The sequence below is a fragment of the Pseudomonas sp. E102 genome, assembly GCF_052660185.1.
The window spans coordinates 4,441,638-4,463,852 of sequence record NZ_CP084025.1 but is presented as its reverse complement, the minus strand read 5'-3'; the positions used below and the strand labels follow the sequence as shown (position 1 = coordinate 4,463,852).

The 22,215-nt window shown below is 63.2% G+C and carries 21 protein-coding genes; 3 read left to right on the top strand and 18 right to left on the bottom strand.

Annotated elements, in window-relative coordinates; translation table 11 throughout:
- Positions 1-5 precede the first annotated feature (5 nt).
- The 14 genes from DOCECA_RS20185 to DOCECA_RS20120 all read right to left on the bottom strand — a co-directional run bounded on the left by DOCECA_RS20185 (position 6) and on the right by DOCECA_RS20120 (position 13,316).
- Positions 6-1,253, bottom strand: coding sequence for an NAD(P)/FAD-dependent oxidoreductase (locus DOCECA_RS20185; protein ID WP_434561048.1), 1,248 nt, complete (start codon positions 1,251-1,253; stop codon positions 6-8).
- Positions 1,240-2,397, bottom strand: coding sequence for a sodium:proton antiporter (locus DOCECA_RS20180; protein ID WP_434608182.1), 1,158 nt, complete (start codon positions 2,395-2,397; stop codon positions 1,240-1,242). The genes DOCECA_RS20185 and DOCECA_RS20180 overlap by 14 nt, the downstream gene beginning before the upstream one ends.
- Entirely contained in the window at positions 2,394-4,733 is a 2,340-nt protein-coding gene (locus DOCECA_RS20175) for an MMPL family transporter (protein ID WP_445570982.1), read from the bottom strand. Before DOCECA_RS20175 ends, DOCECA_RS20180 begins: the two co-directional genes overlap by 4 nt.
- On the bottom strand, positions 4,717-5,310 hold the full coding sequence (locus tag DOCECA_RS20170; RefSeq protein ID WP_434608177.1) for an outer membrane lipoprotein carrier protein LolA: 594 nt from the start codon (positions 5,308-5,310) through the stop codon (positions 4,717-4,719). The genes DOCECA_RS20175 and DOCECA_RS20170 overlap by 17 nt, the downstream gene beginning before the upstream one ends.
- Complete coding sequence (locus tag DOCECA_RS20165; protein WP_030140957.1) at positions 5,307-5,732, bottom strand: acyl-CoA thioesterase; 426 nt, start codon at positions 5,730-5,732, stop codon at positions 5,307-5,309. Before DOCECA_RS20165 ends, DOCECA_RS20170 begins: the two co-directional genes overlap by 4 nt.
- Positions 5,725-7,269 (bottom strand): HAL/PAL/TAL family ammonia-lyase, encoded by a 1,545-nt coding sequence (locus DOCECA_RS20160; protein WP_420767079.1) that lies wholly within the window; start codon positions 7,267-7,269, stop codon positions 5,725-5,727. The genes DOCECA_RS20165 and DOCECA_RS20160 overlap by 8 nt, the downstream gene beginning before the upstream one ends.
- Positions 7,250-8,188: an LpxL/LpxP family acyltransferase gene (locus tag DOCECA_RS20155; RefSeq protein WP_434649193.1), complete on the bottom strand. Its 939-nt coding sequence runs from the start codon at positions 8,186-8,188 to the stop codon at positions 7,250-7,252. Before DOCECA_RS20155 ends, DOCECA_RS20160 begins: the two co-directional genes overlap by 20 nt.
- Complete coding sequence (locus tag DOCECA_RS20150; RefSeq protein ID WP_434561038.1) at positions 8,185-8,919, bottom strand: glycosyltransferase family 2 protein; 735 nt, start codon at positions 8,917-8,919, stop codon at positions 8,185-8,187. Before DOCECA_RS20150 ends, DOCECA_RS20155 begins: the two co-directional genes overlap by 4 nt.
- A gap of 170 nt (positions 8,920-9,089) precedes the next feature.
- Positions 9,090-10,772, bottom strand: coding sequence for an AMP-binding protein (locus DOCECA_RS20145; RefSeq protein WP_445570981.1), 1,683 nt, complete (start codon positions 10,770-10,772; stop codon positions 9,090-9,092).
- Positions 10,769-11,314: a hypothetical protein gene (locus tag DOCECA_RS20140; protein ID WP_445570980.1), complete on the bottom strand. Its 546-nt coding sequence runs from the start codon at positions 11,312-11,314 to the stop codon at positions 10,769-10,771. The genes DOCECA_RS20145 and DOCECA_RS20140 overlap by 4 nt, the downstream gene beginning before the upstream one ends.
- Positions 11,311-11,565 (bottom strand): acyl carrier protein, encoded by a 255-nt coding sequence (locus DOCECA_RS20135; protein ID WP_264427453.1) that lies wholly within the window; start codon positions 11,563-11,565, stop codon positions 11,311-11,313. Before DOCECA_RS20135 ends, DOCECA_RS20140 begins: the two co-directional genes overlap by 4 nt.
- Positions 11,566-11,573: 8 nt before the next feature.
- The gene (locus tag DOCECA_RS20130; RefSeq protein WP_420767084.1) at positions 11,574-11,831 is read right to left on the bottom strand and encodes a phosphopantetheine-binding protein; all 258 of its coding nucleotides are present in this window, start codon (positions 11,829-11,831) and stop codon (positions 11,574-11,576) included.
- Positions 11,812-12,621: a lysophospholipid acyltransferase family protein gene (locus tag DOCECA_RS20125; protein ID WP_420767085.1), complete on the bottom strand. Its 810-nt coding sequence runs from the start codon at positions 12,619-12,621 to the stop codon at positions 11,812-11,814. The genes DOCECA_RS20130 and DOCECA_RS20125 overlap by 20 nt, the downstream gene beginning before the upstream one ends.
- Positions 12,597-13,316 (bottom strand): beta-ketoacyl synthase chain length factor, encoded by a 720-nt coding sequence (locus DOCECA_RS20120; RefSeq protein WP_420767086.1) that lies wholly within the window; start codon positions 13,314-13,316, stop codon positions 12,597-12,599. The genes DOCECA_RS20125 and DOCECA_RS20120 overlap by 25 nt, the downstream gene beginning before the upstream one ends.
- Positions 13,317-13,671: 355 nt before the next feature.
- On the opposite strand from DOCECA_RS20120, the gene DOCECA_RS20115 reads away from it, so the two are divergent.
- Positions 13,672-14,442 carry a ParA family protein gene (locus DOCECA_RS20115; RefSeq protein WP_434561032.1) on the top strand — a complete coding sequence of 257 codons (771 nt, stop codon included), beginning with the start codon at positions 13,672-13,674 and terminating at the stop codon, positions 14,440-14,442.
- A gap of 1 nt (position 14,443) precedes the next feature.
- Here DOCECA_RS20115 and trxC read toward each other — a convergent pair whose 3' ends face one another.
- On the bottom strand, positions 14,444-14,866 hold the full coding sequence (gene trxC, locus DOCECA_RS20110) for a thioredoxin TrxC (RefSeq protein ID WP_420767088.1): 423 nt from the start codon (positions 14,864-14,866) through the stop codon (positions 14,444-14,446).
- Positions 14,867-15,034: 168 nt separating this feature from the next.
- Complete coding sequence (gene ycaC, locus DOCECA_RS20105; protein WP_420767089.1) at positions 15,035-15,661, bottom strand: isochorismate family cysteine hydrolase YcaC; 627 nt, start codon at positions 15,659-15,661, stop codon at positions 15,035-15,037.
- Between the two features lie 204 nt (positions 15,662-15,865).
- On the opposite strand from ycaC, the gene DOCECA_RS20100 reads away from it, so the two are divergent.
- A complete protein-coding gene (locus tag DOCECA_RS20100) occupies positions 15,866-16,771 on the top strand; it encodes a LysR family transcriptional regulator (RefSeq protein WP_434564158.1) in 906 nt (301 codons plus the stop codon).
- A gap of 92 nt (positions 16,772-16,863) precedes the next feature.
- Positions 16,864-17,130, top strand: a complete 267-nt coding sequence (locus tag DOCECA_RS20095) for a hypothetical protein (RefSeq protein WP_434649189.1) — start codon at positions 16,864-16,866, stop codon at positions 17,128-17,130.
- A 194-nt stretch (positions 17,131-17,324) separates the two neighbouring features.
- Here the strand turns inward: DOCECA_RS20095 and selO are convergent, their stop codons facing one another.
- Complete coding sequence (selO, locus tag DOCECA_RS20090; RefSeq protein WP_445570979.1) at positions 17,325-18,788, bottom strand: protein adenylyltransferase SelO; 1,464 nt, start codon at positions 18,786-18,788, stop codon at positions 17,325-17,327.
- 37 nt (positions 18,789-18,825) lie between these two features.
- Positions 18,826-22,188: a mechanosensitive channel MscK gene (mscK, locus tag DOCECA_RS20085; RefSeq protein WP_420767092.1), complete on the bottom strand. Its 3,363-nt coding sequence runs from the start codon at positions 22,186-22,188 to the stop codon at positions 18,826-18,828.
- Positions 22,189-22,215: the final 27 nt, after the last annotated feature.

Genomic DNA, 22,215 nt, shown 5'->3' with positions numbered 1-22,215 from the left:
TTTGCTCATGGCGCTGGGCTCGCGCAGATTTCCGAGAGCACGCGCAGGCGCCGCTTGGGTTCGCTGACGAACGGGTTGCGTTGATCCCAGGCATAGCCGGCGAGGATCGAACTGATCATCCGGCGGATGTCGGCGGAGCCTTCGGTGTAGTAGATCACGTCCTGGAACGTGCCGGCATACCAGCCTTCGACGTAGCAGCGGAACGTGTCGACGCCGCGTTTCAGTGGCTCGGCGAATTCGCCCTGCCAATCCACCTGCTCGCCTTGCAACTGACGATGCAGCACGCCGGCGGCCATGCTCGCCGAGCGCATGGCGATGGTCACGCCGGAAGAAAACACCGGATCGAGGAATTCCGCGGCGTTGCCCAGCAGGGCAAAGCCAGGGCCGTGCAGGGTCTTCACGTTGGCCGAGTAGCCACCGATGGTCCGCGCCGGAGTATCCCACGCAGCATTGGCCAGCACGCCGGACAGGCTTGGGGTCTCGTCGATAAAGCCGCGCAGGCAGGCATCGAGGTCATTGGTGCGGCCCGCGAAATGTTCCGCTGCCGCGACCACGCCCACCGAGCAACGCCCATCGCTGAAGGGGATGGTCCAGAACCACACGTCGCGTTTCGTCGGATGGGTGGTGATGAGGATCTTCTCGCGATCGAATACCGGGCTGTCGATGCGGTCCTCGATGTGAGTGAACACGGCCTGGCGCACCGGGAAATTGGACGGCGCCTCAAGGTCCAGCAGGCGCGGCAGGACCCGGCCATAGCCACTGGCGTCAAGGACGAAATCCGCCTCGACCCGGTACTCGCTGCCATCCTCGCGCTGCACGCCCAGTTGCGGCCTGGCGAGGCTGAAATCAACGTTGGCAATGGCCTGGCCGTAGCGAATTTCCACCCCTTGCAGGGCCGCCTGGTCGGCCAGCAACTTGTCGAAGTCGGCGCGCTGGACCTGGAACGTAGTGGGCTTGCCCTCGCTGAAAGTGTCGCCGAAATCGAAGGCGCTGTAGCGCTCGCCCCAGGCGAATGCAGCGCCGTTCTTGCGCTGGAACCCAGCGGCATTGACCGCGTCGAGCATGCCGGCTTCTTCGACAAAATCCAGACAGTGGGACAACAGGCTCTCGCCGATGGAGAACCGCGGGAAATGCTGGCGCTCGATGACCAGCACATCATGCCCCTTGCGCTTGAGCAGCGCGGCGGCGATGGCGCCGGAAGGGCCTGCGCCAATGATGACGACCTGTCGACGTTCCATTTCAACTGTTGACACTGGGGCTCCTGGCCGGGACGGCGTGCGAAGGAATACGGTGAAAACCGGCCAGGGCCGGCAGCAAAGTCGCGATCAAACCCATCAGCATCAGCGCGAAGTACAGCGCGTGGCTGATGAGTTGTTGTTGCAGCAGCAGATTGAGGAAGACGATTTCACTCAAGCCGCGAATATTCAGCAAGATACTTTCCCGCACGCGGCTGGCGCCGGCGAAGGACGCCCCGGCCCAGCCGAGCCCAAGCCAGTTGCCCAGCAGTTTGCTGGCAATGGGCAACAGCAGCAACGCCCCCAGCTGGGCCCAGCCGAGGCTGTCCATCGCGCTGTGCACGTTGATCTGCACGATACCGAACGTCAGGATCAACGGGATGGCCAGGTAGGTCTGCAACCTGTTCATCCACTCGGCGCCGAGGGGCAATACCAGCGGCACCTTGAGCGCGGCCATGCACAGCAGGTAGCCGATGCCGACGATGAGCGCATTGAGTCGGTAATGTTCGGCCACCACCAGCAGGGCGAAGAACAGGCCGCTGTGCAGCAACGGTTGGCGCAGGCCCGCCAATCGCAGCAGCATCGGCAGGCAGGCACCGGCCAGCGGCAGCAACAGGTTGCCCAGGTGCAGGCTGCCCTGGGCCAGGGCGAACAGGCTCCAGCAGATCAGGTCGATCAGGATGGCCGTCTGTACCAATCGGCGAGTGGCGGCGGGCGGGTAGGCGATATGGCGCAGGTACAGGTACAGCACCGGTATCGCCGTGATCGCGAACAGCAGCCCCACCGCCAGCGAGCTGATCCAGGGCTGGGGTGGCAGCAGCCAGAACGCGGTCGCCAAGCCACAGGCAAACGGTACGCCAAAGCTTGGCAGGGCAATCTTCACGCTCTGGCGGTCCAGGCGCAGGTCGATCACATCGCTGAGGATATGCCCCAGCAACAGGGCGAAGGCGAGGCTGTAGAGATTCTTCAACCACACGGGCTCGACCAGTTGCGCACCGCTGAGGTGCCAGCCCGGCTCGATCCAGCCATACATCAACAAGGGCAGGCCGAACGTCGCCAGCAGCAATTGGCTGACGATGGGGATCAGCCCGAAGCGTCGCCCGGCCAGCGTCGCCACGGCGAACAGCGCCAGGGCCATGACCCAGAACAGCGCCGTCATCATTGGACCGGCTCCGCAGCGCTGGACCCATGGGGTTGACGCCCGGCCCACGGTGCAAGCAGGAAGCTGAACGCCAATCCGAGGCTTACCGCCAGGCCGAAATTACTCACCGCCGGTGTGCTGGAAAGCGCCAGCAGGCCGAACGACAGCCAGGTGGTGATCGCCGCCAGCAGCGTACCCAGCAGGCTCACGGCGGCTCCGCCAATCTGCTCACGCATCAGGATCGCGTAGTCGACGCCGATGGCGGTCACCAGCAACAGGCCGAACAGGCTGAACAGCGTCAGCGGCTGTCCCAGCCAGCCGAGGCTCGCCAGGCTGCACAGCGCTGCCAGGAGCGGCAGGGCGACAACGCGCAACGCGCCGCCAGCCCCGAACGGCCAGATCAGCACCAGGACGATCAGCACGCAGGAGGCCAGTTTCAATTCGGCGGCGCTGACCTGCGTGGCGGCAAAGACGCGATTGAGGTCACCCAGGCGATCGACCAGTTGCACGCCGGGCAAGTCAACCGCCTGCACCCGCAGCAACGCGGCATCGTTCAAGCCTTGCAGGCTGACCACCGCCGCCACGCCCTGCGCTGTCGGGCCGAGCCAGAGGGTGCGATAGGGTTCTGCGAGCGGGCCGGTCAGCGCGGCGTCGATGTCGGTTACTGGCAGGGCCTGCAATTGCTGCAACTGCGCTTGCAACGCGGCAACCGGCACGCCGACGTCCAGCAATGGCTGCCAGAACGCCGGCAACCGGGCCAGGGCCTCACGGATTTTTTGTTGCTCGGCGGGCGGGCTGACCAGTTGATTGAGGGACAGGTAGCCCTGGAGTTTTTCCAGGCCGATCAACTGGTCCAGCCGCTCGTTGAGGGCGGTCTGGCGCTCCAGCAGTTGCGCTTGGTCGTCGGCACGGATCAGGAAAAACTGGCTGGTGGGCTGGAAACCGGTGATGCGAGCCACATCGCGGGCTTCGTCGGTCAGGTGCTGGGGCGTGCCGATCCACTGGCGGATGTCGTTCTTGCTGCTCAGTTGCCATAGGCCACCGCCACAGAAGGCCAACAGCAACGCCAACAGGACGGGCGTGCGCACCCGGGCCAGCAGCGCTTCTCGGCACTGGAGCATGGCTTCGCACACCCGCAGCGGCCACTGTGCGGGGCGCAAGTCCGCCCGCTTGAGCAACGCCGGCAACAGGCAGACCGCCGTCAGGTAGGCGCCGACCAGGCCTGCGGCGGAGAAGATGGCGATCTGGGTCAGGGCCGGGAAAGGTGTCCAGGCCAGTGCGAGGTAGCCGATGCAGGTAGTCGCCAGGCTCAGGCTCAGGCCCGGCAGGGTCAAGCGCAGCGCCGGCCAGCTGCGCCACGGCTTGAGGCTCCAGCTCTTGGACAAATAATGCAGTGGGTAATCCACGGCGACGCCGATCAAGCTCGAACCCAAGACCAGGGTCATGACGTGCATGCGACCGAACACCGCCACGCAGGCCACCGCGCCGAACAACATGCCCACCAGCACCGGCACGAACGCCAGCCACACGGCAAAGCGGCGGAAGGCCAGCAACAGCAGCAACAGGATGCCCACCGTTGCGCCGCCGCCGACCCAAGTGATTTCCCGCGAGGCCTGTCGCTGTCCGCTGGCGGCGTAAAGCAGGCCGCTGGCCGCCAAGAGATTGCCCTGGGCCTGGCTCGCGTGCTCGCGGCTGCGTTGCAGCAGATCGGCCACCTGCAGGGGCAGGTTCATGTCGAAGGCATTGCCCTGGGTGCGCGCCCGCAACATGACCCAATGCTGGTCGTCGGCTTCGGCAACCAGCGCACCGCTGCCGACGTCCAGCTCGATGGCGCCGCGCTGGGGCTGGCTGTTCTGGATGCGCCCGGTCAGGCCTAGCCAGTCGTCCTGGCTCGGCACCAGGCTGAAGCCACTGAACGGGTCGAACAGGGCTTGCACCCGTTGCTGGATAAAGGCCTCGGGCTGGTCGATCAACTGTTGCCGATCAGTTGCCGACAGCATGGCCAGCCGGCCGTCGAGCAATTGCCTGCGCAGCGCAGGCAGGTCGGCTTCAAGCGTCCACTGGACCTTGTCGAACAGGCCGCTGGCCTGCCATTGCTCGCCCAGGCTGCGGGCCAGGGCGATGGCTTGCTGGCGGTCGGCGTGGCCGACGAGCACCAACACTTCGCGGTTCAGTGGTTCCTGCATGCGTTGTTCAGCGATCAGCTCCAGCGCATCCGGCGATGTGCCCGGCACCAGTTCCATCAGGTTCGCCGACAACGGCGCACCGTTGCGCCATTGCCAACCGGCGAGCGCCAGCACTGCCAGCAGCAGGATCAAGAACAGCCACGGCAGCCTCCGTTCACTCGGAAAAGTCATGTTGCTCCGCTTCGCTCAAGGGTTGCGTGCTGGTGCTCTCGCGCATAAGCAGGACGGTACTGTCGCCTTGGGCTTCCAGCAGTTCAATGCGCTGGACCAATTGGCCGCCGTCGATGTTGATCTGGTGGAAGACCTGCTTGAGCAGCGCCGAGCGTGGGGTCAGGGTGAGTCTCCATTGTTGCGGCTCCCCCGACAGGTTCAGTTCAAAGTCACGCTGCAAGCCACTGCTGTCGCCCTGCAACACCGCCAGGAACAACCGGTTCTGCTGGGCGCCGGCGCTTTTGTTCGGCAGTATCTGCCAGGTGCTGCCGTCCCGCCGGGCTATGCCTTTGGCGGTGATGCGATAGTCCTGTTGCAGCGGCGTTTGCAGCAGCCACAGCAGGCCCTGGTTTTTCGCCAGCACGAAGCGGCCCTTGCTGACGAGGGGCTGGGGCAGGGCGCGCAGGTGTTTTTCCTGGATGAACTGGCCGTGGATCACGTCCGGGCGCGCCAGTTGATCGCTCAATTGCTGCAGGTCGAACGCCTGGGCCAGCGGCGACAGGCTGCACAGCAGCAGCCAGGTGAGCAGGCGCTTCATGACAGTTTCCTCTCGACCGCTTCGACAAACACCCGAGGCGAGGCCAGCAGCATCTCGCGAGTGGCCATGTCCACGGCCACTTGCACGGAACTGGCGCGGGTGAAGCGTTCGCCGGTTGCGGCGTCACTGATCAGGTAGTTGATCTTCAGCCGGTTTTCCCACTCCACCAGACTGGCGCGCACGGTCAGGGTCTGGCCGAACACGGCACCGCGTACGTAGCGCAACTGCAGGTCGATCACCGGCCACGCATGCCCCGATTCGAGCATGTCGTTGTAGTTGTGGCCGATCAGGTCGAGCAGGGCACAGCGGGCCACTTCCAGGTATTTGACGTAGTGGCCGTGCCAGACCACGTTCATCGAGTCGACGTCAAAAAACGGCACCACGATCTGGGTGTCGACGTGCAGAACGCCTTGGCTACGCATGCAGCCTCCAGTGTTGTTCGGCAATGCGTTGCAGGCACAGGCGCAGTTCGCCTTCCAGGGCGCGGTCTTCAATGACCGGCGGGAAATCCTCGGTCAGTTGCTCGTGCATCGTGGCCAGGGCCGGTGGCAGCGGTCGTGCGTCTTCGGCGCGGCTGCGCAGCCAGACGCCCTGGTTGGCGGCCAACAAGGTGGCGGCGGCGACCTGTTCGGTCAGCTCCAGCACGCGGATCGCGTCTCGGGCAGCGATGGTGCCCATGCTCACCTTGTCTTGGTTGTGGCACTCGGTAGAGCGCGAGAACACGCTGGCCGGCATCGTGTTTTTCAGGGCTTCGGCGGTCCAGGCGCTGGTGCCGATCTGCACGGCCTTGAAGCCGTGGTTGAGCATCGCCCGCTCGGCGCTGGCGCCGGACAGGTTGCTAGGCAGGCCATGGTTGTATCGCTCGTCCACCAGCAGGGCGAGCTGGCGATCCAGCAGATCGGCGACGTTGGCCACCAGATTCTTCAGGCTGTCCATGGCGAAGGCGATGTGCCCACCGTAGAAGTGCCCGCCGTGGAGCACGCGCTCGGCTTCGGCGTCGATGATCGGATTGTCGTTGGCGCTGTTGAGTTCGGTTTCGATGAACCCGCGCAGCCAGCCCAGGCTGTCGGCCAATACCCCGAGCACATGCGGGGCGCAGCGCAGGGAGTAGCGATCTTGCAGACGATGCAACGGCGCGGTCGGGGCGTCGATGGCCAGGTCCTTGCGCAGCCACGCGGCGACCTGCATCTGCCCCGGGTGCGGCTTGGCGGCGAACAGGCGTTCGTCGAAGTGTTCCGGATTGCCTTGCAGGGCGACCACGTTCAGCGCGGTGATGCGGGTCGCCAGTTGCAGCAGGTAGTCGGCGCGGGCAAAGGCCAGGCAGGCCAGGCCGGTCATCACGGCGGTGCCGTTCATCAGCGCCAAGGCTTCCTTTGGCCGCAGCACCAGCGGCGTCCAGCCCAGCTCGCGGTGCACGTCGGCGGCCAGGCGGCGTTCGCCACGGAACATGACTTCCCGTTCACCGGACAACGTAGCGGCGACGTAGGACAGCGGAGTCAAATCGCCACTGGCGCCCACCGAACCTTCTTCCGGAATCAGCGGCAGGATGTCGTGCTTGAGGAAGGCCTGGAGCCGTTCCAGCAGTTCCACCCGCACCCCCGACACACCGTGGCACAGCGACTGCAAACGGGCCGCGAGCACGGCGCGAGTGGCTTGGGCATCGAGCAGTTTGCCCAGGCCGCAGCCGTGGAAGGTGTAGAGGTGACGGGGCAGGGCCTCGACGTGGTGCAACGGCACGGCCACCACGCAAGAGTCGCCGTAGCCGGTGGTCACGCCATAGATGACGCCTTCCTTGTCCAGCAGGGAATCGAGGAACTGCGCACCCTTGGCAATGCGCTGGCGGAACGTCGGATCATCCTGCAATTGCGTCGGCGCCTGACGGTTGGCCAGGGCCAGCACATCTTCAATGCGCAGGGGGCGTTCGCCGAAGGTTACCGGCTCAAGAGTGGGCATCGTCATCGGTCTTCCAGAAAGGGTAAAAGTTGAACCACTGTTGTGGCCCCTGGAGGCAATATTGCGCCAGGCGTTCGGCGTACAAGCCGGCCCAATGGGCAATCACGTGGTCGCGTTCGTTGCGCTTCCACACCACGGCATCGGCGAACGGTTCGAGGGTGACGCGATAGTGTCCTTCGTGCTTGAGACACATCAGCAGGTTGACCGGGCATTTCAGCAGGCCGGCCAACAGCCAGGGGCCTTGCGGGAATGCCGCCGGATAACCCATGAAGTCCACCGTCACGCTGCGCCCGCCATGCAGCGGTACGCGATCGCCAGCGATCGCCAGCCACTCGCCGCGCTCCAGGCGTTCGCTCAGTTGCAGCATGATCACCGGGTTTAGCTCGCTGACTTGGATCAGCCGCAAGTGCGTGGCGCCGGCTTCGCCCAGCAAGCGATTGAATTGCTCGGCGTGCTTGGTATGCACCAGCACGTTCATGGTGACCTTTTCACCCAGTTCGGCCAGGGCTCGGCACATTTCCAGGTTGCCCAGGTGTGCGCCGACCAACATCTGCCCTCGCGTGTCGCGCAAATGGTTGCGCAGCAGCGCCGGGTCGACGATTTCGATCTGCTCGATGCTTAGCTTGCCGTTCCAGACGTCGAGCTTGTCCAGCAGGGAGTCGGCGAAGGCCATGAATTGCCCAAAGACTCGACGGTGGGTCGGGCGCAACTCGGGGCGGCCGCTCCAGTCGGCGAGGCGCTGCTGATACTGCCAGGCCGCCTGCCGGGCGCTGCGACCAAAAACGAAGAAGTACAGGACGATGCCGTACAGCACCGGTGTCAGCAGCCGACGGCCCAACACCTTGGCGGCAAACGCGGTGAGTTTCATCAGCCAGAAGCTACCGCGCTCCTGGCGATCCGCCCAGTGCTGCTGGTTTGTGCTCATGGGCGCCACCGTTGCCAGAGAATCACCGGCAAGCGCACCAGCATGCCGAAGAACAGCCGGGTGTGCATGCGAGAAATCAGCACATTGTCGTGGAACAGGCGAAAGTGCGAGACCCCGTCCAGAGGGTAATGGACCCGCGTGCGCAGCCAGCGCATCGGCTGGTTGCGCCAGGACAGGCGCACAAGGATGTCCGAGTCGAAATCCATGCGCTTGCCGATATTTGCCGAGTCGATCAGTGCCAGGGTCGGTGCCAGGGGATAGACCCGGAAACCGCACATCGAATCGCGGATCTGCAGGGACAGGCTGTTGATCCAGACCATCACGTGGGTCAGGTAGCGTGCGTAAAGGCGGCCTTTCGGCACGCTGGCGTCGTACAGGGGGTAACCGCAGATCAGCGCGTCGGGATGAGCGCTGGATTGTTCGATGAAGGTGCGTACGTCGCCCAGGTCGTGCTGCCCGTCGGCGTCCACCTGCAAGGCGTGACTGAAACCCAGGCGCGCGGCCTCCCGCAGCCCGGTCATCACCGCGCCGCCCTTGCCCTGATTGACGGCCAGCCGCACCAGGTGAACCCGTTCGTTTTCAGCCAATTGTTCGAGCACCGCCGCGCAAGCCGCGCTACTGGCATCGTCCACCAGCACGCAGGGCAAGCCGTTGCCGAGCAATGCCTGGACCACCGTTGCGATGGCGGTTTCGTGGTTGTAGACCGGGATGACGGCGCAGGGGTTATGCATATTCTGCTCCTTCCACGGTTTCACTGTGCACAACCTTCCTGTGGCGAGGGGATTTATCCCCGCTGGGTTGCGCAGCGACCCCAAATTCTGTGCAACGACACAGACTGATGGTGAGCGCTTCGCACTCGAGCGGGGATAAATCCCCTCGCCACAGAAGCACAGCGGTGCGGTTAGTCATCGGCCACCCCCAACACAATCCGCCCACTGGAGCACGCCGCTGTGTCATTGCGAAAGGCAAAGTACAACTTACCGCGCTCACGATCGAAGCGCAGGTGCAGCTGGATTTCATCACCGGGTCGCACCAGTTGCTGGAATTTCAGCACCTCCATGCCGACGAACCGGGGCGGCAAGTCCAGCAGTCGACGGCCCAGGTTCAAGGCCCAATCGACTTGCACCACCCCCGGAAGGACCGGCGCGGTGGGAAAATGGCCGCTGAAGTATGCAAGGTCGGGGGGCACCGCCAGGCGCAGGCTCCATTCGCCGTCGGTTTCAATTTGCTCAAGCACCTCAGGGGCTTTTGGACGCGGCGCCATCAACACGGCTTCGACTTCGGCCTGGGGCAGCTTGCCCTGTGCGTTTAACGGCAGTTGCCGCAGCCAGCGCCAGCGCCGGGGCAGCGCCAAGGTTTCACAGTGCCCGCTCAAGTGCTGGCGCAGGGCTTGGGTCACGGCCCGCCGGCCCAGATTGCGCAGGGCCAGCAAGCCGGCTTCGCTGAGCGCCAGCAGGGCACCGAGGGAGGCTCGGTTCTCCTGCACGACGCCCAGCCGTGCATCGCTGACCCATTCGTGGGCCGTCAACGCCTGTTCCAGCATGGGCAGCGAGATGCGCTTTTCTTCGAGCTTGACGATGCGGTCCAAGCGGCCGAGCAATTGGAAGCGCCCATCCGCCGCGATCCGCGCCGCGTCAGCGGTGTGTTCCACATGACCGGCCGGCAAATAAGGCGAGGCAATCAGCAAGGCGCCGTCACTGTCCTGGCTCAGCTCGACACCGGCGAACGGTTGCCACAAGTCGCCGCCCTGGCGCCAGGCAATGCCGCCGGTTTCCGAGCTGCCGAAAACTTCCGTCGGCCATTGTCCCAGGCGTTGTTCGAGACTCTGGGCCGCGTCGGCAGGCAAGGCGCCCCCAGAGGAAAACACCCGGCGCACGCTGCCCAAGGCTGGCCAGTCGAGGTTATCGCCCATGCGCTTGAGCAGCGCCGGGCTCGCGACCCAGGCAAACGCCGGATGCTCGCGACTGGCGCGCTGCATATCCTCCGGGAAGGCCAGTTGCCGACGAACGAAGGTGCGCCCGGCGCACAGCGGCCACAGCACCCGGAACAGCAAGCCGTAGATATGCTGGGCGGCGACGCTGCCGATCATGCAGGCGTCCGGGCCAAGGTCGGCACCCCACAACTGCTCCAGCGCCTGGACTTCATTGCTCAGCTGGCGCAGGGTTTTTTCGATGCGTTTGGGCTCGCCACTGGAACCGGAGGTGCACAGGGCCAGCCAGCATTGATCAAGATCCAGCTCAGCGGCGTCCAGCGGAGCCTGTCGCAGGTCATTGGGTTGGGTGTCGCCGGGCAGGTCGGTCAGCCACAAGTCGACATCGGCCGACCAGCGCTGGCGGGTCTGCGGTTGCAGGTCAGCGGGCAGCAGCACGCGCGCGCCGGCGCGCCAGGCGCCGAGCAGGGCAACCGCCAGGTCCGCTGCATCATCCAGATGCACGGCCAGGCGCCGGATGCCCCGGGCTTGCAATCCGGCGGCCAGGCTGAGCGCGTCTGTGCGCAGTTGCGCGTGGTCCAGTCCCGGCCCGACCGCTACCGCGCGGCCTGGCTGGGCCTCGAGCAGTATCTGCTCAAGCGTTATCCAATTCATGGGCGGCCTCTTACCCGTTGTCGTATGAGCCATTCAATGGCAAACAGCAGCCCCATCAATCCGTAGGAAATCAGGCCGGTGTACAACATCCACCAGCTCAGCGGCGCCCAAAGGGTCAGGGCGGCGGCGAGCAAACCGTTACACAGGAAAAACACACTCCAGGCCACCGTGACCTGGCGGGTATAAACCACCGCCTTGGCCGGCAACCGTGGTTCGCGCAGGCGGGCCAGACGCTCGATGATCGGCGGGCCGTACTTCAGGCTCAGCATGAACAGCGCGAGCATGAACGCGCTGATCAACACCGGATACCAGCGCAGCAAGAGCGGGCTGTCGAATACCGCGAGCAACACGCAAAAAAAGATCGCCGTGACCGCCATCCAGCGTTTGCCGGGCCCGGCCTTGCCGAGGAACGCCCGGGCCAGCCACAGGCAGCCCAATAGAAGCCCGAACTGCCAGGGGGCGAAGTGCTCCATGCCGAAATACACCGCAAAAGGGTATAGCAGGCCCGCCAGCAGCAGGCCGAGGCCAATCAGCCGGCTCATGCGGCCGGCTGGACCAGTCGATAGACCGCCTCGACTACATCGTTGACGGTGCGCACCGATTTGAATTCTTCAGCGGCGATTTTCTTGCCGGTCTGGCGCTTGATGTGGTCGATCAGGTCGACTGCATCGATGCTGTCGATTTCCAGATCCTGATACAGGTTCGACTCCAGCGTTACACGCTCAGGGTCCAGCTCGAAGAGCTCGACCAGGGCATTGCGCAGGGTGTTGAAAATATCGTCACGAGTTTGCATGGTCGGTCTCAGGCGCTTTTTGCAGTGACGAAGGCCGCAAGGCTTGCCACGTTGCTGAAATGGTTACGGGTGTCCTTGGCATCGGCGTCGATCTTGATGCCATATTTTTTCTGAATCGCCAGGCCAAGCTCCAAGGCATCCACCGAGTCCAGGCCAAGGCCGTCGCCGAACAGGATCTGATCGTCGCCGATGTCGTCGATACCGATGTCCTCCAGGCCGAGGGCCTCGATGATCAGTTGTTTGATGTCACGGTGCAGATCGCTCATCTTCGGCGAGCTCCTTGATGAAATAGTGATGCAAATAATCGTTAAGCCGGCGTGAAGCCTGTGGCGCGGGGCCCAGCGCGGCGAAAGCCTGTGGGTCTATATCGGCACCGACGCGAAAACTGAAGTGCACGCGGCGCAGGGGGATGCGGTACCAGGGCTCGGCCTTGGTCAAGGTCGTGGGGCTGACCTTGATCGTCACCGGTGTGAGGATTTTCGCACCCCGCAGGGCAATGGCGGCGGCGCCTCGATGAAAGGCCGGCGCTTGGCCCGGCTGGGTGCGCGTGCCTTCGGGGAAAACAATCAGGCATTGGCCATCCTGCAGGGCGTTGCTGGCGGCATCGAGCATGTCCATGCTGCCGTCGTTGCTGATGTATTGGGTCGAGCGCAGTGGGCCACGGGTGAAAGGGTTGTCCCACAGGCTTTGCTTGACCACGCAGTTGGCGTCGCGCACCAGCCCGATCAGGAACACCACGTCGATCAGCGACGGGTGGTTGGCGATGATCATCTGCCCCGGGCGGCCGAGTTTCTCCGCGCCATCGATCTGATAGGTGAGCACACCGGTGCGGGCCATGAATCGAATGAAGAACCAGAACAGGCGCCCGACTGTTCTACGGGCTCGCTGCCGATGGGTCTGCGAGTCGCCGGGCAGCGCGTTGAGCAACGGAAACACCAGCAACCGCAGGCACAGCCCACCCAGCCCGAAGAGAGCGAAGCTTGCGGCGGTTGCGAACAAGCGCCAGTAGTAGGCGTCGCGATGTTTACCGGTCACCGGTTGCGTTGCCAGGTCCATAGACGATTCTTCCAGGCATGTTGGCAGGTGAGTTGGTTGCCCAGCAGCGTACGCAACAGATCCAGAGCATGGGGCCAGTCGCTGACCGGCAGCGGGGCCGGCGGATTGGCTAATTGCAGTTGCCAGTCGTCGCCACGGGTCAGCAACAGCCCCACTGCGTAGGGAAACGGTACGTCGTCGACCCAAGGCGCGTAGACGCTGGGCGGTTGCTCTTCGGTGATGACCAGCAACACCGCTGGCGTGCCCTCGTCGAGCAAGGCGGCGGCCTCCAGCATGCCGTGTTCAAGGCCATCGCCCGTCGCGGCCAGGGCCGTCATCTCGCTGGTTTCGCCGCGCATGATCGACCACAAGCCAATCACCGCGTTGTGCACCGACAGGCTGAACTGGGTAGGAGACAGCGGTTGATCCCCGGCCAGGTCCTTGAGAATCTCAAAAGTGCGCGGGGTTTCGCCATGGCGGGAAATAAAGACCAACGGTAGGTCCGGTCGCCCCTCGGCCAGCGGCCAGGCGACACTGAAGGCCATGCGGGCCAGGCGGCTGAGGCGTCGGCGTTGCATGGCGGGCAGGAACGACACGTCAGGGGCCGCATCGCTGACGGGCGGCACGACCGGTTGTCGGCTCCATGCCTGCCAATCGTCCACGCTTTCGAGCCCAGGGGCCCACGCGCGCCATTGGGCGATATTGAAATTGATCACAGACTCATCCCACCCCTGCGGGCTTTTATTGTCACGGTTCAGTGGTTTGACCCGCGTCCAACCCTGCATGGCCTTGCGACCCAAGTGGCGCGCATTATCCCGGTGCGGTTGGCTTGTAGCAAATACTGGTTACATTTCGTCCAGGCAAAATCATCAAGGAACCAGACCCAACACGGGACCGCCATTGTGACGGTTAAAAAGTGATTGTCTGTCAGGCGCTTCCTTCATATACAGGCGAATTGACGCTCGGTTGTCTGAAAAAGCCACCGACGCCGTAATCCGATCATGGGGAAGGTAGCGAAGCGGTGTGTTGCGCTACTACACTCGGGAATCTTTGATACACGGAGGTTTTGTCATGCGGCGTGTGGTGTTCAATCAGAAAGGTGGCGTAGGCAAGTCCAGCATCGCCTGTAATCTGGCGGCGGTCAGCGCCAGCGAGGGGTATCGCACGCTATTGGTCGACCTGGATGCCCAGGCCAACTCCACTCAATACCTGACCGGCTTGACCGGCGATGACATTCCCGTGGGCATCGCGGATTTCTTCAAGCAGACCCTGTCGTCGGGGCCTTTCTCGAAAAAGAACAGGGTCGATATCTACGAAACGCCCTTCGACAACCTGCACGTCATCACGGCCACCGCAGAACTGACCGATCTGCAGCCCAAGCTCGAGGCAAAACACAAGATCAACAAGCTACGCAAGCTGCTCGAAGAGCTGGACGAGGATTACGACCGGATCTATCTGGATACTCCGCCGGCCCTCAACTTCTACGCGGTTTCAGCGTTGATCGCGGCAGATCGGGTATTGATTCCTTTCGACTGTGACAGTTTCTCCCGCCAGGCACTGTATGGCCTGCTGTCGGAAATCGCCGAGCTCAAGGACGATCACAATGAAGAACTGGAAATCGAAGGCATTGTCGTCAACCAGTTCCAGGCCCGCGCCAGCCTGCCCCAGCAGATACTCGACGAATTGATCGCCGAAGGCTTGCCGGTGCTGCCCGTTTACCTGAGCAGCTCCGTGCGCATGCGTGAGTCTCACCAGGCGAGCCTGCCACTGATCCACCTGGACCCACGGCATAAACTGACCCAGCAGTTCGTGGAGTTGCATGGGTTGCTGGAAAACGCCTGATTCAAATCCCCTGGCCGCGCAGCCAGCTCATCAACTGCGGCAAGGGGAACGCGCCGCTTTGGCGTGCTACTTCTCGGCCGTCCTTGAACAGGATCAGGCTGGGTATCGAGCGAATCCCCAACTGCGCCGACAATTGTTGATTGGCTTCGCTATCGAGCTTGGCCAACCGGCACTTGCCGGCCAGCTGCGCGGCGGCCTGTTCGAACACTGGCGCGAAGGATTTGCACGGGCCGCACCAATCCGCCCAGACATCTATCAATAACGGCAGGTCGCCCTTGATCTGGCTGGCGTAGTCGCCTTGCTTGAGTTCGAAGGGTTTGCTCGATAACACCTGGGCCTTGCAGCGCCCGCACTTGGGCTGGTCGCCCAGGCGTTCGGCGGGTATGCGGTTGAGCCCGTTGCAATGGGGGCACGGGATGAGCATCGGGTCGTCTCCTGGAATTTGGTTACTCAGGTTGGACACTATATAGAAACCAACACAAAAACCTGTGGGAGTGAGCCTGCTCGCGATGACGGTGTGCAGTCAGGAATCCTGGACTGGCAGACCGCTATCCCGAGCAGGCTCGCTCCCGCAGGGTATCGGTGTTGCTGATTATTTGGCCTGGGTCAGCGTGTTGTAGCTGGTCATCAGGTTGCGGTAATCCGGGATGTGGTTGGAGAACAAGGTTGCCAGGCCTTCCACGTCGTTGCGCCAGTCGCGGTGCAGTTCACAGGCCAGGCCGAACCAGGTCATCAATTGCGCACCCGAGGAGGACATGCGGTCCCAGGCCGATTGGCGGGTCAGTTCGTTGAACGTGCCGGAGGCATCGGTGACCACGAACACATCGAAACCTTCGGCCAGGGCGGACAGTGCTGGGAAAGCTACGCAAACTTCAGTCACTACGCCGGCGATGATCAGTTGCTTCTTGCCGGTGGCCTTGATTGCCTTGACGAAGTCTTCGTTGTCCCAGGCGTTGATCTGGCCTGGGCGGGCAATGTACGGCGCGTCCGGGAACAGGGCCTTGAGCTCGGGTACCAGCGGGCCGTTGGGGCCGGTTTCGAAGCTGGTGGTGAGGATGGTCGGCAGCTCGAAGTACTTGGCCAGGTCCGCCAGGGCCAGCACGTTGTTCTTGAAACGGTCCGGGTCGATGTCGCGTACCAGCGACAGCAGGCCAGCCTGGTGGTCCACCAGCAGAACGGCGGCGTTATCTTTGTCGAGACGGTTGTAGGAAGTGGTCATGGCGTAGCCCTCATTAAGTTTTGGTTGCCGAAGGTTCGGCGTGGTTAAGGTTTTTAATGTCGGTACAGCGTTTATTCGGGATTCATCTGGCCGAAGCGCCGGCTTCAAATCCGTGTTGCGTTTCGATGTGTGTAGGTTAAAACTGGCACCTTTGACGCGCTAGACTGCAAAAATCAGCCTTAGCGTTCTATTTGGAGAACGATCATCGAAGACCTCAACACGCTGTACTACTTCACCCAGGTGGTTGAGCACCGTGGATTCGCCGCAGCGGGCCGGGCGCTGGACATACCCAAGTCAAAGCTCAGCCGGCGTATCGCCCAGTTGGAAGAGCGGCTAGGGGTGCGCTTGCTCCATCGCACCAGCCGGCATTGCACCTTGACCGAGATCGGCCAGGCCTATTACCAGCGCTGCCTGGCGATGCGTGTCGAGGCCGAGAGCGCCGCCGAGGTGATCGAGCGCAACCGCTCCGAGCCCCAGGGCCTGGTGCGCATCAGTTGCCCGACGGCGCTGCTCAACAGCTGGGTCGGGCCGATGCTGACCCGCTACATGCTCAAATATCCGCGGGTGGAGTTGTTCATCGAGAGCACCAACCGCCGAGTCGACCTGATCCACGAGGGGTTCGATATAGCGCTGCGGGTGCGCTTTCCGCCGCTGGAAAACACCGACATGGTCATGAAGGTACTGAGCAACAGCACCCAATGCCTGGTGGGCAGCCCTGCATTTGTAGAGCGATTGTCTTCGCCGGCTTCACCGGCGGACCTTAACGGCCTGCCCAGCGTGCATTGGGGCGGTGCGCAACGGGAGTATCAGTGGGAGTTGTTCGGGCCGGATGGCACCCGAGCGTTGATCCGACATGAGCCGCGCATGGTCACCGATGACCTGCTGGCCCTGCGGCACGCGGTGCTGGCTGGCATTGGTGTCGCTCACCTGCCGACCGTGGTGGTGCGCGAAGACATCGCCGCCGGGCGTCTGGTGGAGTTGGTCCCCGGCTGGACGCCGAAATGCGGGATTGTTCATGCAATCTTTGCGTCGCGGCGTGGGTTGCTACCGTCGGTGCGCACGTTGATCGATTTCCTGGCCGAGGAATTCAGCCACAGTGATATGGCTTAGTGCATTGGCCTCGGGTTGCCATTCATCAGGTGCGCCGCACTGACGGCGCGCCGCGCCCTCAAAACCATACCTGATCACAACCAGGAGGTCCCATGAGCATCCCTCAAGACCCAACCACCCCCAAGACACTGGACAACCCCAACGATGATGGCTTCGTCCTGGGCACCGCTGGCCGCGACGAAGACCCCAACGCCGCCCCGGCCTATGCCGTTGACAGTCGTCACGATCGGGACGAATTGACCCCGGAAGACGCGCATGGAATGCCCGGCTATCCGGAGGAAAAACCGGCAGCGCCGGCTGGGGAAGAGCCAGAATCAGGCATCGAGACGCCCGAACAGGGGAACGATAAGGCGGGATGAGCAGGCTGCGTTGACCTTCGCCCAGTCAATCTTTCACCCGTGGCGAGGGAGCTTGCTCCCGCTCGGCGGCGCAGCCGTCGTAAAACCGGTTGACGCGGTCAGTCTGAAAAAGCGCGTCAGTCCATTCTGGGGCCGCTTCGCAGCCCAGCGGGAGCAAGCTCCCTCGCCACAGGGTTATGTGTTTGGCGGGAGGGTTACGACGAGCAACTGATCTCCAGATGCTTGCCCCATTCCGGCGGCCGCTCGGCGTAGCTGCCCATCCACGATTGTTCTTCAAAAGGATTGCTCAGCACGCTGTGCAGGCGGCGGACTTCTTCGTAATCGCCTGACTCGGCGGCGTCGATGGCTTTCTGGGCCAGGTAGTTGCGCAGCACGTAGAGCGGATTGACGGCGTGCATGCGAACGCGGCGCTGGTCCTGGTCGACCGGGCCCTCGCGGTTGACGCGGGCGACGTACAGCTCGGCCCAGGCATCGAAACCCTTGAGATCGACGAAGTCGTCGCGCAAGGCGGCGACGGCTTGTTCCGGAGCCTGGTCGCCCAGCCGGCGGAAGAACAGGCTGTAGTCGACGCCGCTGTTCTGCATCAGTTGCAGCAGGCGCTCCACCAGTTTCTGGTCCTCTTCTTCGGCGACGGTCAGGCCGAGGCGGCGGCGCATCAGGTCCAGGTAGTGGGCCTGGTACAGGGGAAGGTACAAGCCAAGGGTCTCGCGCAGGGCATCGACGCTGATAAAAGGCGTCAGGGCTTGGGCGAGGGCGCTGAGGTTCCACTGGCCGATGGGCACCTGGTTGCTGAACGAGTAACGGCCCTGGTCATCGGAATGGTTGCAGATGAAGTTGGCGTCGAAGTCATCAAGGAAGGCGAACGGCCCGAAATCGAAGGTGATGCCCAGGATCGACATGTTGTCGGTGTTCATCACGCCATGGCAGAAACCATAGGCCTGCCATTTCGCAATCAGTTCGGCGTTGCGCTCGACGATCTCGCGGTACATCGCCAGGTAGGGCTCGGGCTGCTCCCGGCATTGCGGAAAATGCAGGTTCAGCACGTGCTCGGCCAAGGCGGCATGCAGCTCCGGCTTCTTGGTGTAGTAGAAATATTCGAAGTGTCCGAAGCGCACATGGCTGGGGGCCAGGCGCAGCACCATGGCGGCGCGCTCCTGCTTTTCGCGCCACACCGGGGTGTCGGAGCCGATCACGCACAACGCGCGGGTGGTGGGGATGCCCAAGGCGTGCAGGGCCTCGGAGGCGAGGAATTCGCGAATCGAAGAGCGCAGCACCGCGCGCCCGTCGCCCATCCGGGAGAACGGCGTCTGGCCGGCGCCCTTGAGGTGCAGGTCCCAGTGCTCGCCGGCCTCGTTGTACACCTCGCCCAGCAGCAACCCGCGGCCGTCGCCCAGTTGCGGGTTGTAGTGACCGAATTGATGCCCTGAGTACACCATCGCCCGGGGCTCGGTTTCGGCCCACAGCTTGTGGCCGCCAAAGATCTCGGCGAACAGCGATGTCTCGGCTTCTGCCGGCTCCAGGTCCAGCAGCGCCATGGCCGCCGGGCTGGCAACCACCAGCCGCGGGTTGTCGATGGGCTCGGGCAGCACATGGGCCGAGAAACCGTCGCCCAGGCGGGCGAAGCGGTTATCGAAGGTCAGCGTTTCCAGCGTTTTCATGGCCGTCTCCGACGGGCCGCCCGCAGGCAACCCGCTGTCAGTCGAGGGTGCCTTGCGGAGGCTCGGGCATCGGCTTGATGCTGGCGACCGTTGAAGGCACGGGCGTGATGGTCTTTTTGTCAGGCTCGGCAGGCACGAGCTTGTATTCCTGGCCTTGCAGGTTCTTCAAGTAGATTTCCATCTGCCGGAAGGAGATGTTGATGTGCTCCTTCTTGAATTCCCTGTTGATGAATCGGTTGATCTCGTCCAGCACCGGGTTTCGATCACCGAGGTCGCGCACGTGCATGCGCAGCTCATGGTCCAGGGTGCTTTCACCGAAGTTCAGGAAGTACACGATCGGCTCCGGTTCCTTCAGCACGCGGGGGTTATCGCGAGCGGCCTTGAGCAGCAACTCGCGCACTCGGTCCAGGTCCGAGCCGTAGTCCACGCCCAATTTCAGGGTCACCCGGGTGACGGTGTCGGTCAACGACCAGTTGATCAACTGCCCGGTGATGAACGTCTTGTTCGGGACGATGATGTCCTTGCGGTCGAAATCGGTGATGGTGGTCGCGCGAATGCGGATCTTGCTCACGGTGCCCGACAGGTTACCGATGGTGATGGTGTCGCCGATGCGCACCGGGCGCTCGAACAGGATCATGATGCCGGAGATGAAGTTGGCGAAGATCTCTTGCATGCCGAAGCCCAAGCCTACCGACAGCGCCGCCACCAGCCATTGCAGCTTGTCCCAGCTCACACCCAGGGTGGACAGCGTCGTGACGAAGCCGACGCCGGCGATCACGTAGGACAGCAAGGTCGTGGTGGCATACGCGCTGCCCTGGGCCAGGTTCAGCTTCGACAGCACGAACACTTCCAACAGGCCCGGCAGGTTGCGGGCCAACGCGAAGGTGATACCGATGATGATCAGTGCCCCGAGCATGTCGCCGATGCTGATGGGCACCATGCTCATGTTGGCGCCGGTGCCGCTGGTGTATTCGTAGAGGGTGATGTTGTCCAGGTAGGAGAACACACTGATCAGGTCCGACCAGACCCAGTACAGCGCGGCCATGAAACCGCCCAGCAGGGCCAGGCGGATCAGGCGCAGGGACTGTTCGTTGACCTTTTCGATGTCCAGGGTCGGTTCCTCGACCACCGCTTCGCCGTCGCCGACCTCCTTGGCCGCCTGGCGCTTGGCCAGGGCACGCTGGTAGGCCAGGCGCCGCGCCGCGACCGAGAGGCCACGCACGAAGGTGGCCTCGATCACCAGCCAGAACATCAGTAGGTACAGCGTGTTGATCAAGCGGTCGCTGAGTTTCAGCGCGGTGTAGTAGTAGCCGAAGCAGACGGCGACGAAAAGCGCGATCGGCAATGCGGTGAACAGCACGCCGACGGCCTTGCGGAACAGCGATGTGTTCTTGTGCGTCGGACTGCTGAGCAACAGCCGGCTGAGTAGCCAGGCCATCGAGGCGTAGCAGGTCAGCACCACCGGCATGCCGAGTACGTCATCGGCCAGGGCTGACGGCTGCAACTCCGCCACGGCCACCACGGCCACCAAGGCCAATACCACCAGCCCGAGCCGACGGATCCAGCCCTGGAGAAATTCGACCTGGGGTTTTTCCCAGCGGAAATGCAGCTCGGCAACGCCGCCTGGCGAGAGGATTCGATAGGCGGTGTAAAACACCAGCCAGGCCTGCCCGATCTGTAGCAAGGCCGCGCCGAGGTTGGTGTTCTGGCCGCGGGCGTCGATCTGCAAGGCGTAGCCGCACAAGGCAAGCGCCAGCGCCACCGGCATGGCCAAAAGGATGTTGATCAGGATCGCCTGGGGTGTGTGCCACTGGCTGTCGCGCTTGAAGTGGCCGACATCCTGGTGAACCTTGTTCAGGCGCGCATAGAGATTCTTGCGGCGCCACAGCAGCGCGCCGATCAACAGCGCCAGGGGCAGGAACAGCAGCGGCCGCTGGGTCAGGCCGTCAGCCAGTTCGCTGAGGCTCGAGGCCCAGGGCAGCGAATCGACTTGTTTTTCCAGGCGGGCCGGCACGCCACGCATCCACTCGAAATCCAGCGGTTTGTTGCTGGGAATCCAGAACATCTGTTCTTCAAGGGTGGCCCGCAGATTCTGTGCGGTGCTGAGCAGTTGTTTCTGGTTGAGCTGCAGCGTGATGGACTCGTTGAGCACCGCGCTCAATTCACGGTTCAGGCGGTCCAGCAGGTCGACCCGGGTCAGGGCCAGTTCAAGCAGGGTCTTGCGCAGCTGTGGGGTGACCTGCTCGGAGGGCTGGGACGCCAGCAGGTTGTCGACGTAGGCTGCGGGATTGTTCAGCAATTCACGTTGCTGGCTGACTTCGAACTGATACAGGCGGATGTCGGCGATCTGGTCGGCCAGGTTCTGGTCCAGCTTCAGGCGCGGCAAGGTCTGGCGCTGCTTGTAAAGAATCTTGGAGAGCAGCAGGCTGCCCTTGAGCACGCTGATCTGCTCGTCCAGGGCGGCATCGGTCTGGGTGACGCTGTCCAGCAGTTGCTTGGTCTGCAGGTTCTGCTGGGTGACCTCGTTGAGGCGGTCGGTGCTCTTGAGCAGATAATCGGAAAGCTTGAGGTTGGCCGTGCTTTCGGTCGCCAGCAGGCTGCTGCCGCCGGCTTTCTGCGCTTCGATGGATTGCTGCGTCACCGTTTCCTGGGACTGGGCCAGGCGTTTCTGGTTGATCAGGTTCTGCAGGTCCTGGATTTCCCGCTCCATGCGGTCGATCTTTTCCGAAAGCAGATCGTGCTGGCTATTGCCCAGGTCTTGCAGTTGGCTGTTGCCGGCCAGCTCCTGGCGGCGCAGTGGAATCAGCGCGTTGAGGGCCGCCAGTTCCGCATTGAGCTGGTCGCGCTGCTCGGCGCTCAGCGCCTTGCCCGCATCCCGTCCGGCCTTGAGGATGGCGTTGATCTGCTGGATTCGGGTCTGGCTGGCGGAGATTTCCGCCTGGGCGCGCTCGGGGCGGGTCTGGGCGGTGATGACCAGGCTGTTGGCGTCGGCCAGGGCCTTTTGTAGATCGCTCTGCTGGGTAGAGCGTTCCGTCAGCATTTGCTCTAGCTGGGGAATCGGCAGGTTGGCGTAGCGTTGCGCCACCGGCACCACATTGGTGCCCTTGAGCCGCGCCAGTTCGCGCTGGTTCTCGATGTTCTGTTTGGGCGCGTTGGCCAGTTGCTGCTTGAGGGCGAGCAGTTTCTGTTCGTAGTCGGCCTTGTTGGTCAACTGGGTCAGGGTGTTTTGCAACACGGCCTGCAAGGCTTTCTGGTCGGCTTCCGGGAGCTTGCGGTCGGCGATCTTGTCCAGGCTGGCCTGGACCGAGGTGCTGGTCGGCGGCTCAGCGGCCTGGACCGTGCAGATGGAAAGACCCAGGCCGAGCAGGGCGATGGCGAATAAGGAGCGCAGGGTAGGCATAGAGACCGGTCAAGCAAATGAGAGTGG

Excerpts from the sequence above, each read along its gene's own strand:
- DOCECA_RS20180 (WP_434608182.1), bottom strand. The coding sequence starts at position 2,397 with ATGATGACGGCGCTGTTCTGGGTCATGGCCCTGGCGCTGTTCGCCGTG.
- DOCECA_RS20175 (WP_445570982.1), bottom strand. The coding sequence starts at position 4,733 with ATGACTTTTCCGAGTGAACGGAGGCTGCCGTGGCTGTTCTTGATCCTG.
- DOCECA_RS20170 (WP_434608177.1), bottom strand. The coding sequence starts at position 5,310 with ATGAAGCGCCTGCTCACCTGGCTGCTGCTGTGCAGCCTGTCGCCGCTG.
- DOCECA_RS20165 (WP_030140957.1), bottom strand. The coding sequence starts at position 5,732 with ATGCGTAGCCAAGGCGTTCTGCACGTCGACACCCAGATCGTGGTGCCG.
- DOCECA_RS20160 (WP_420767079.1), bottom strand. The coding sequence starts at position 7,269 with ATGACGATGCCCACTCTTGAGCCGGTAACCTTCGGCGAACGCCCCCTG.
- DOCECA_RS20155 (WP_434649193.1), bottom strand. The coding sequence starts at position 8,188 with ATGAGCACAAACCAGCAGCACTGGGCGGATCGCCAGGAGCGCGGTAGC.
- DOCECA_RS20150 (WP_434561038.1), bottom strand. The coding sequence starts at position 8,919 with ATGCATAACCCCTGCGCCGTCATCCCGGTCTACAACCACGAAACCGCC.
- DOCECA_RS20145 (WP_445570981.1), bottom strand. The coding sequence starts at position 10,772 with ATGAATTGGATAACGCTTGAGCAGATACTGCTCGAGGCCCAGCCAGGC.
- DOCECA_RS20140 (WP_445570980.1), bottom strand. The coding sequence starts at position 11,314 with ATGAGCCGGCTGATTGGCCTCGGCCTGCTGCTGGCGGGCCTGCTATAC.
- DOCECA_RS20135 (WP_264427453.1), bottom strand. The coding sequence starts at position 11,565 with ATGCAAACTCGTGACGATATTTTCAACACCCTGCGCAATGCCCTGGTC.
- DOCECA_RS20130 (WP_420767084.1), bottom strand. The coding sequence starts at position 11,831 with ATGAGCGATCTGCACCGTGACATCAAACAACTGATCATCGAGGCCCTC.
- DOCECA_RS20125 (WP_420767085.1), bottom strand. The coding sequence starts at position 12,621 with ATGGACCTGGCAACGCAACCGGTGACCGGTAAACATCGCGACGCCTAC.
- DOCECA_RS20115 (WP_434561032.1), top strand. The coding sequence starts at position 13,672 with ATGCGGCGTGTGGTGTTCAATCAGAAAGGTGGCGTAGGCAAGTCCAGC.
- trxC (WP_420767088.1), bottom strand. The coding sequence starts at position 14,866 with ATGCTCATCCCGTGCCCCCATTGCAACGGGCTCAACCGCATACCCGCC.
- ycaC (WP_420767089.1), bottom strand. The coding sequence starts at position 15,661 with ATGACCACTTCCTACAACCGTCTCGACAAAGATAACGCCGCCGTTCTG.
- DOCECA_RS20095 (WP_434649189.1), top strand. The coding sequence starts at position 16,864 with ATGAGCATCCCTCAAGACCCAACCACCCCCAAGACACTGGACAACCCC.
- selO (WP_445570979.1), bottom strand. The coding sequence starts at position 18,788 with ATGAAAACGCTGGAAACGCTGACCTTCGATAACCGCTTCGCCCGCCTG.
- mscK (WP_420767092.1), bottom strand. The coding sequence starts at position 22,188 with ATGCCTACCCTGCGCTCCTTATTCGCCATCGCCCTGCTCGGCCTGGGT.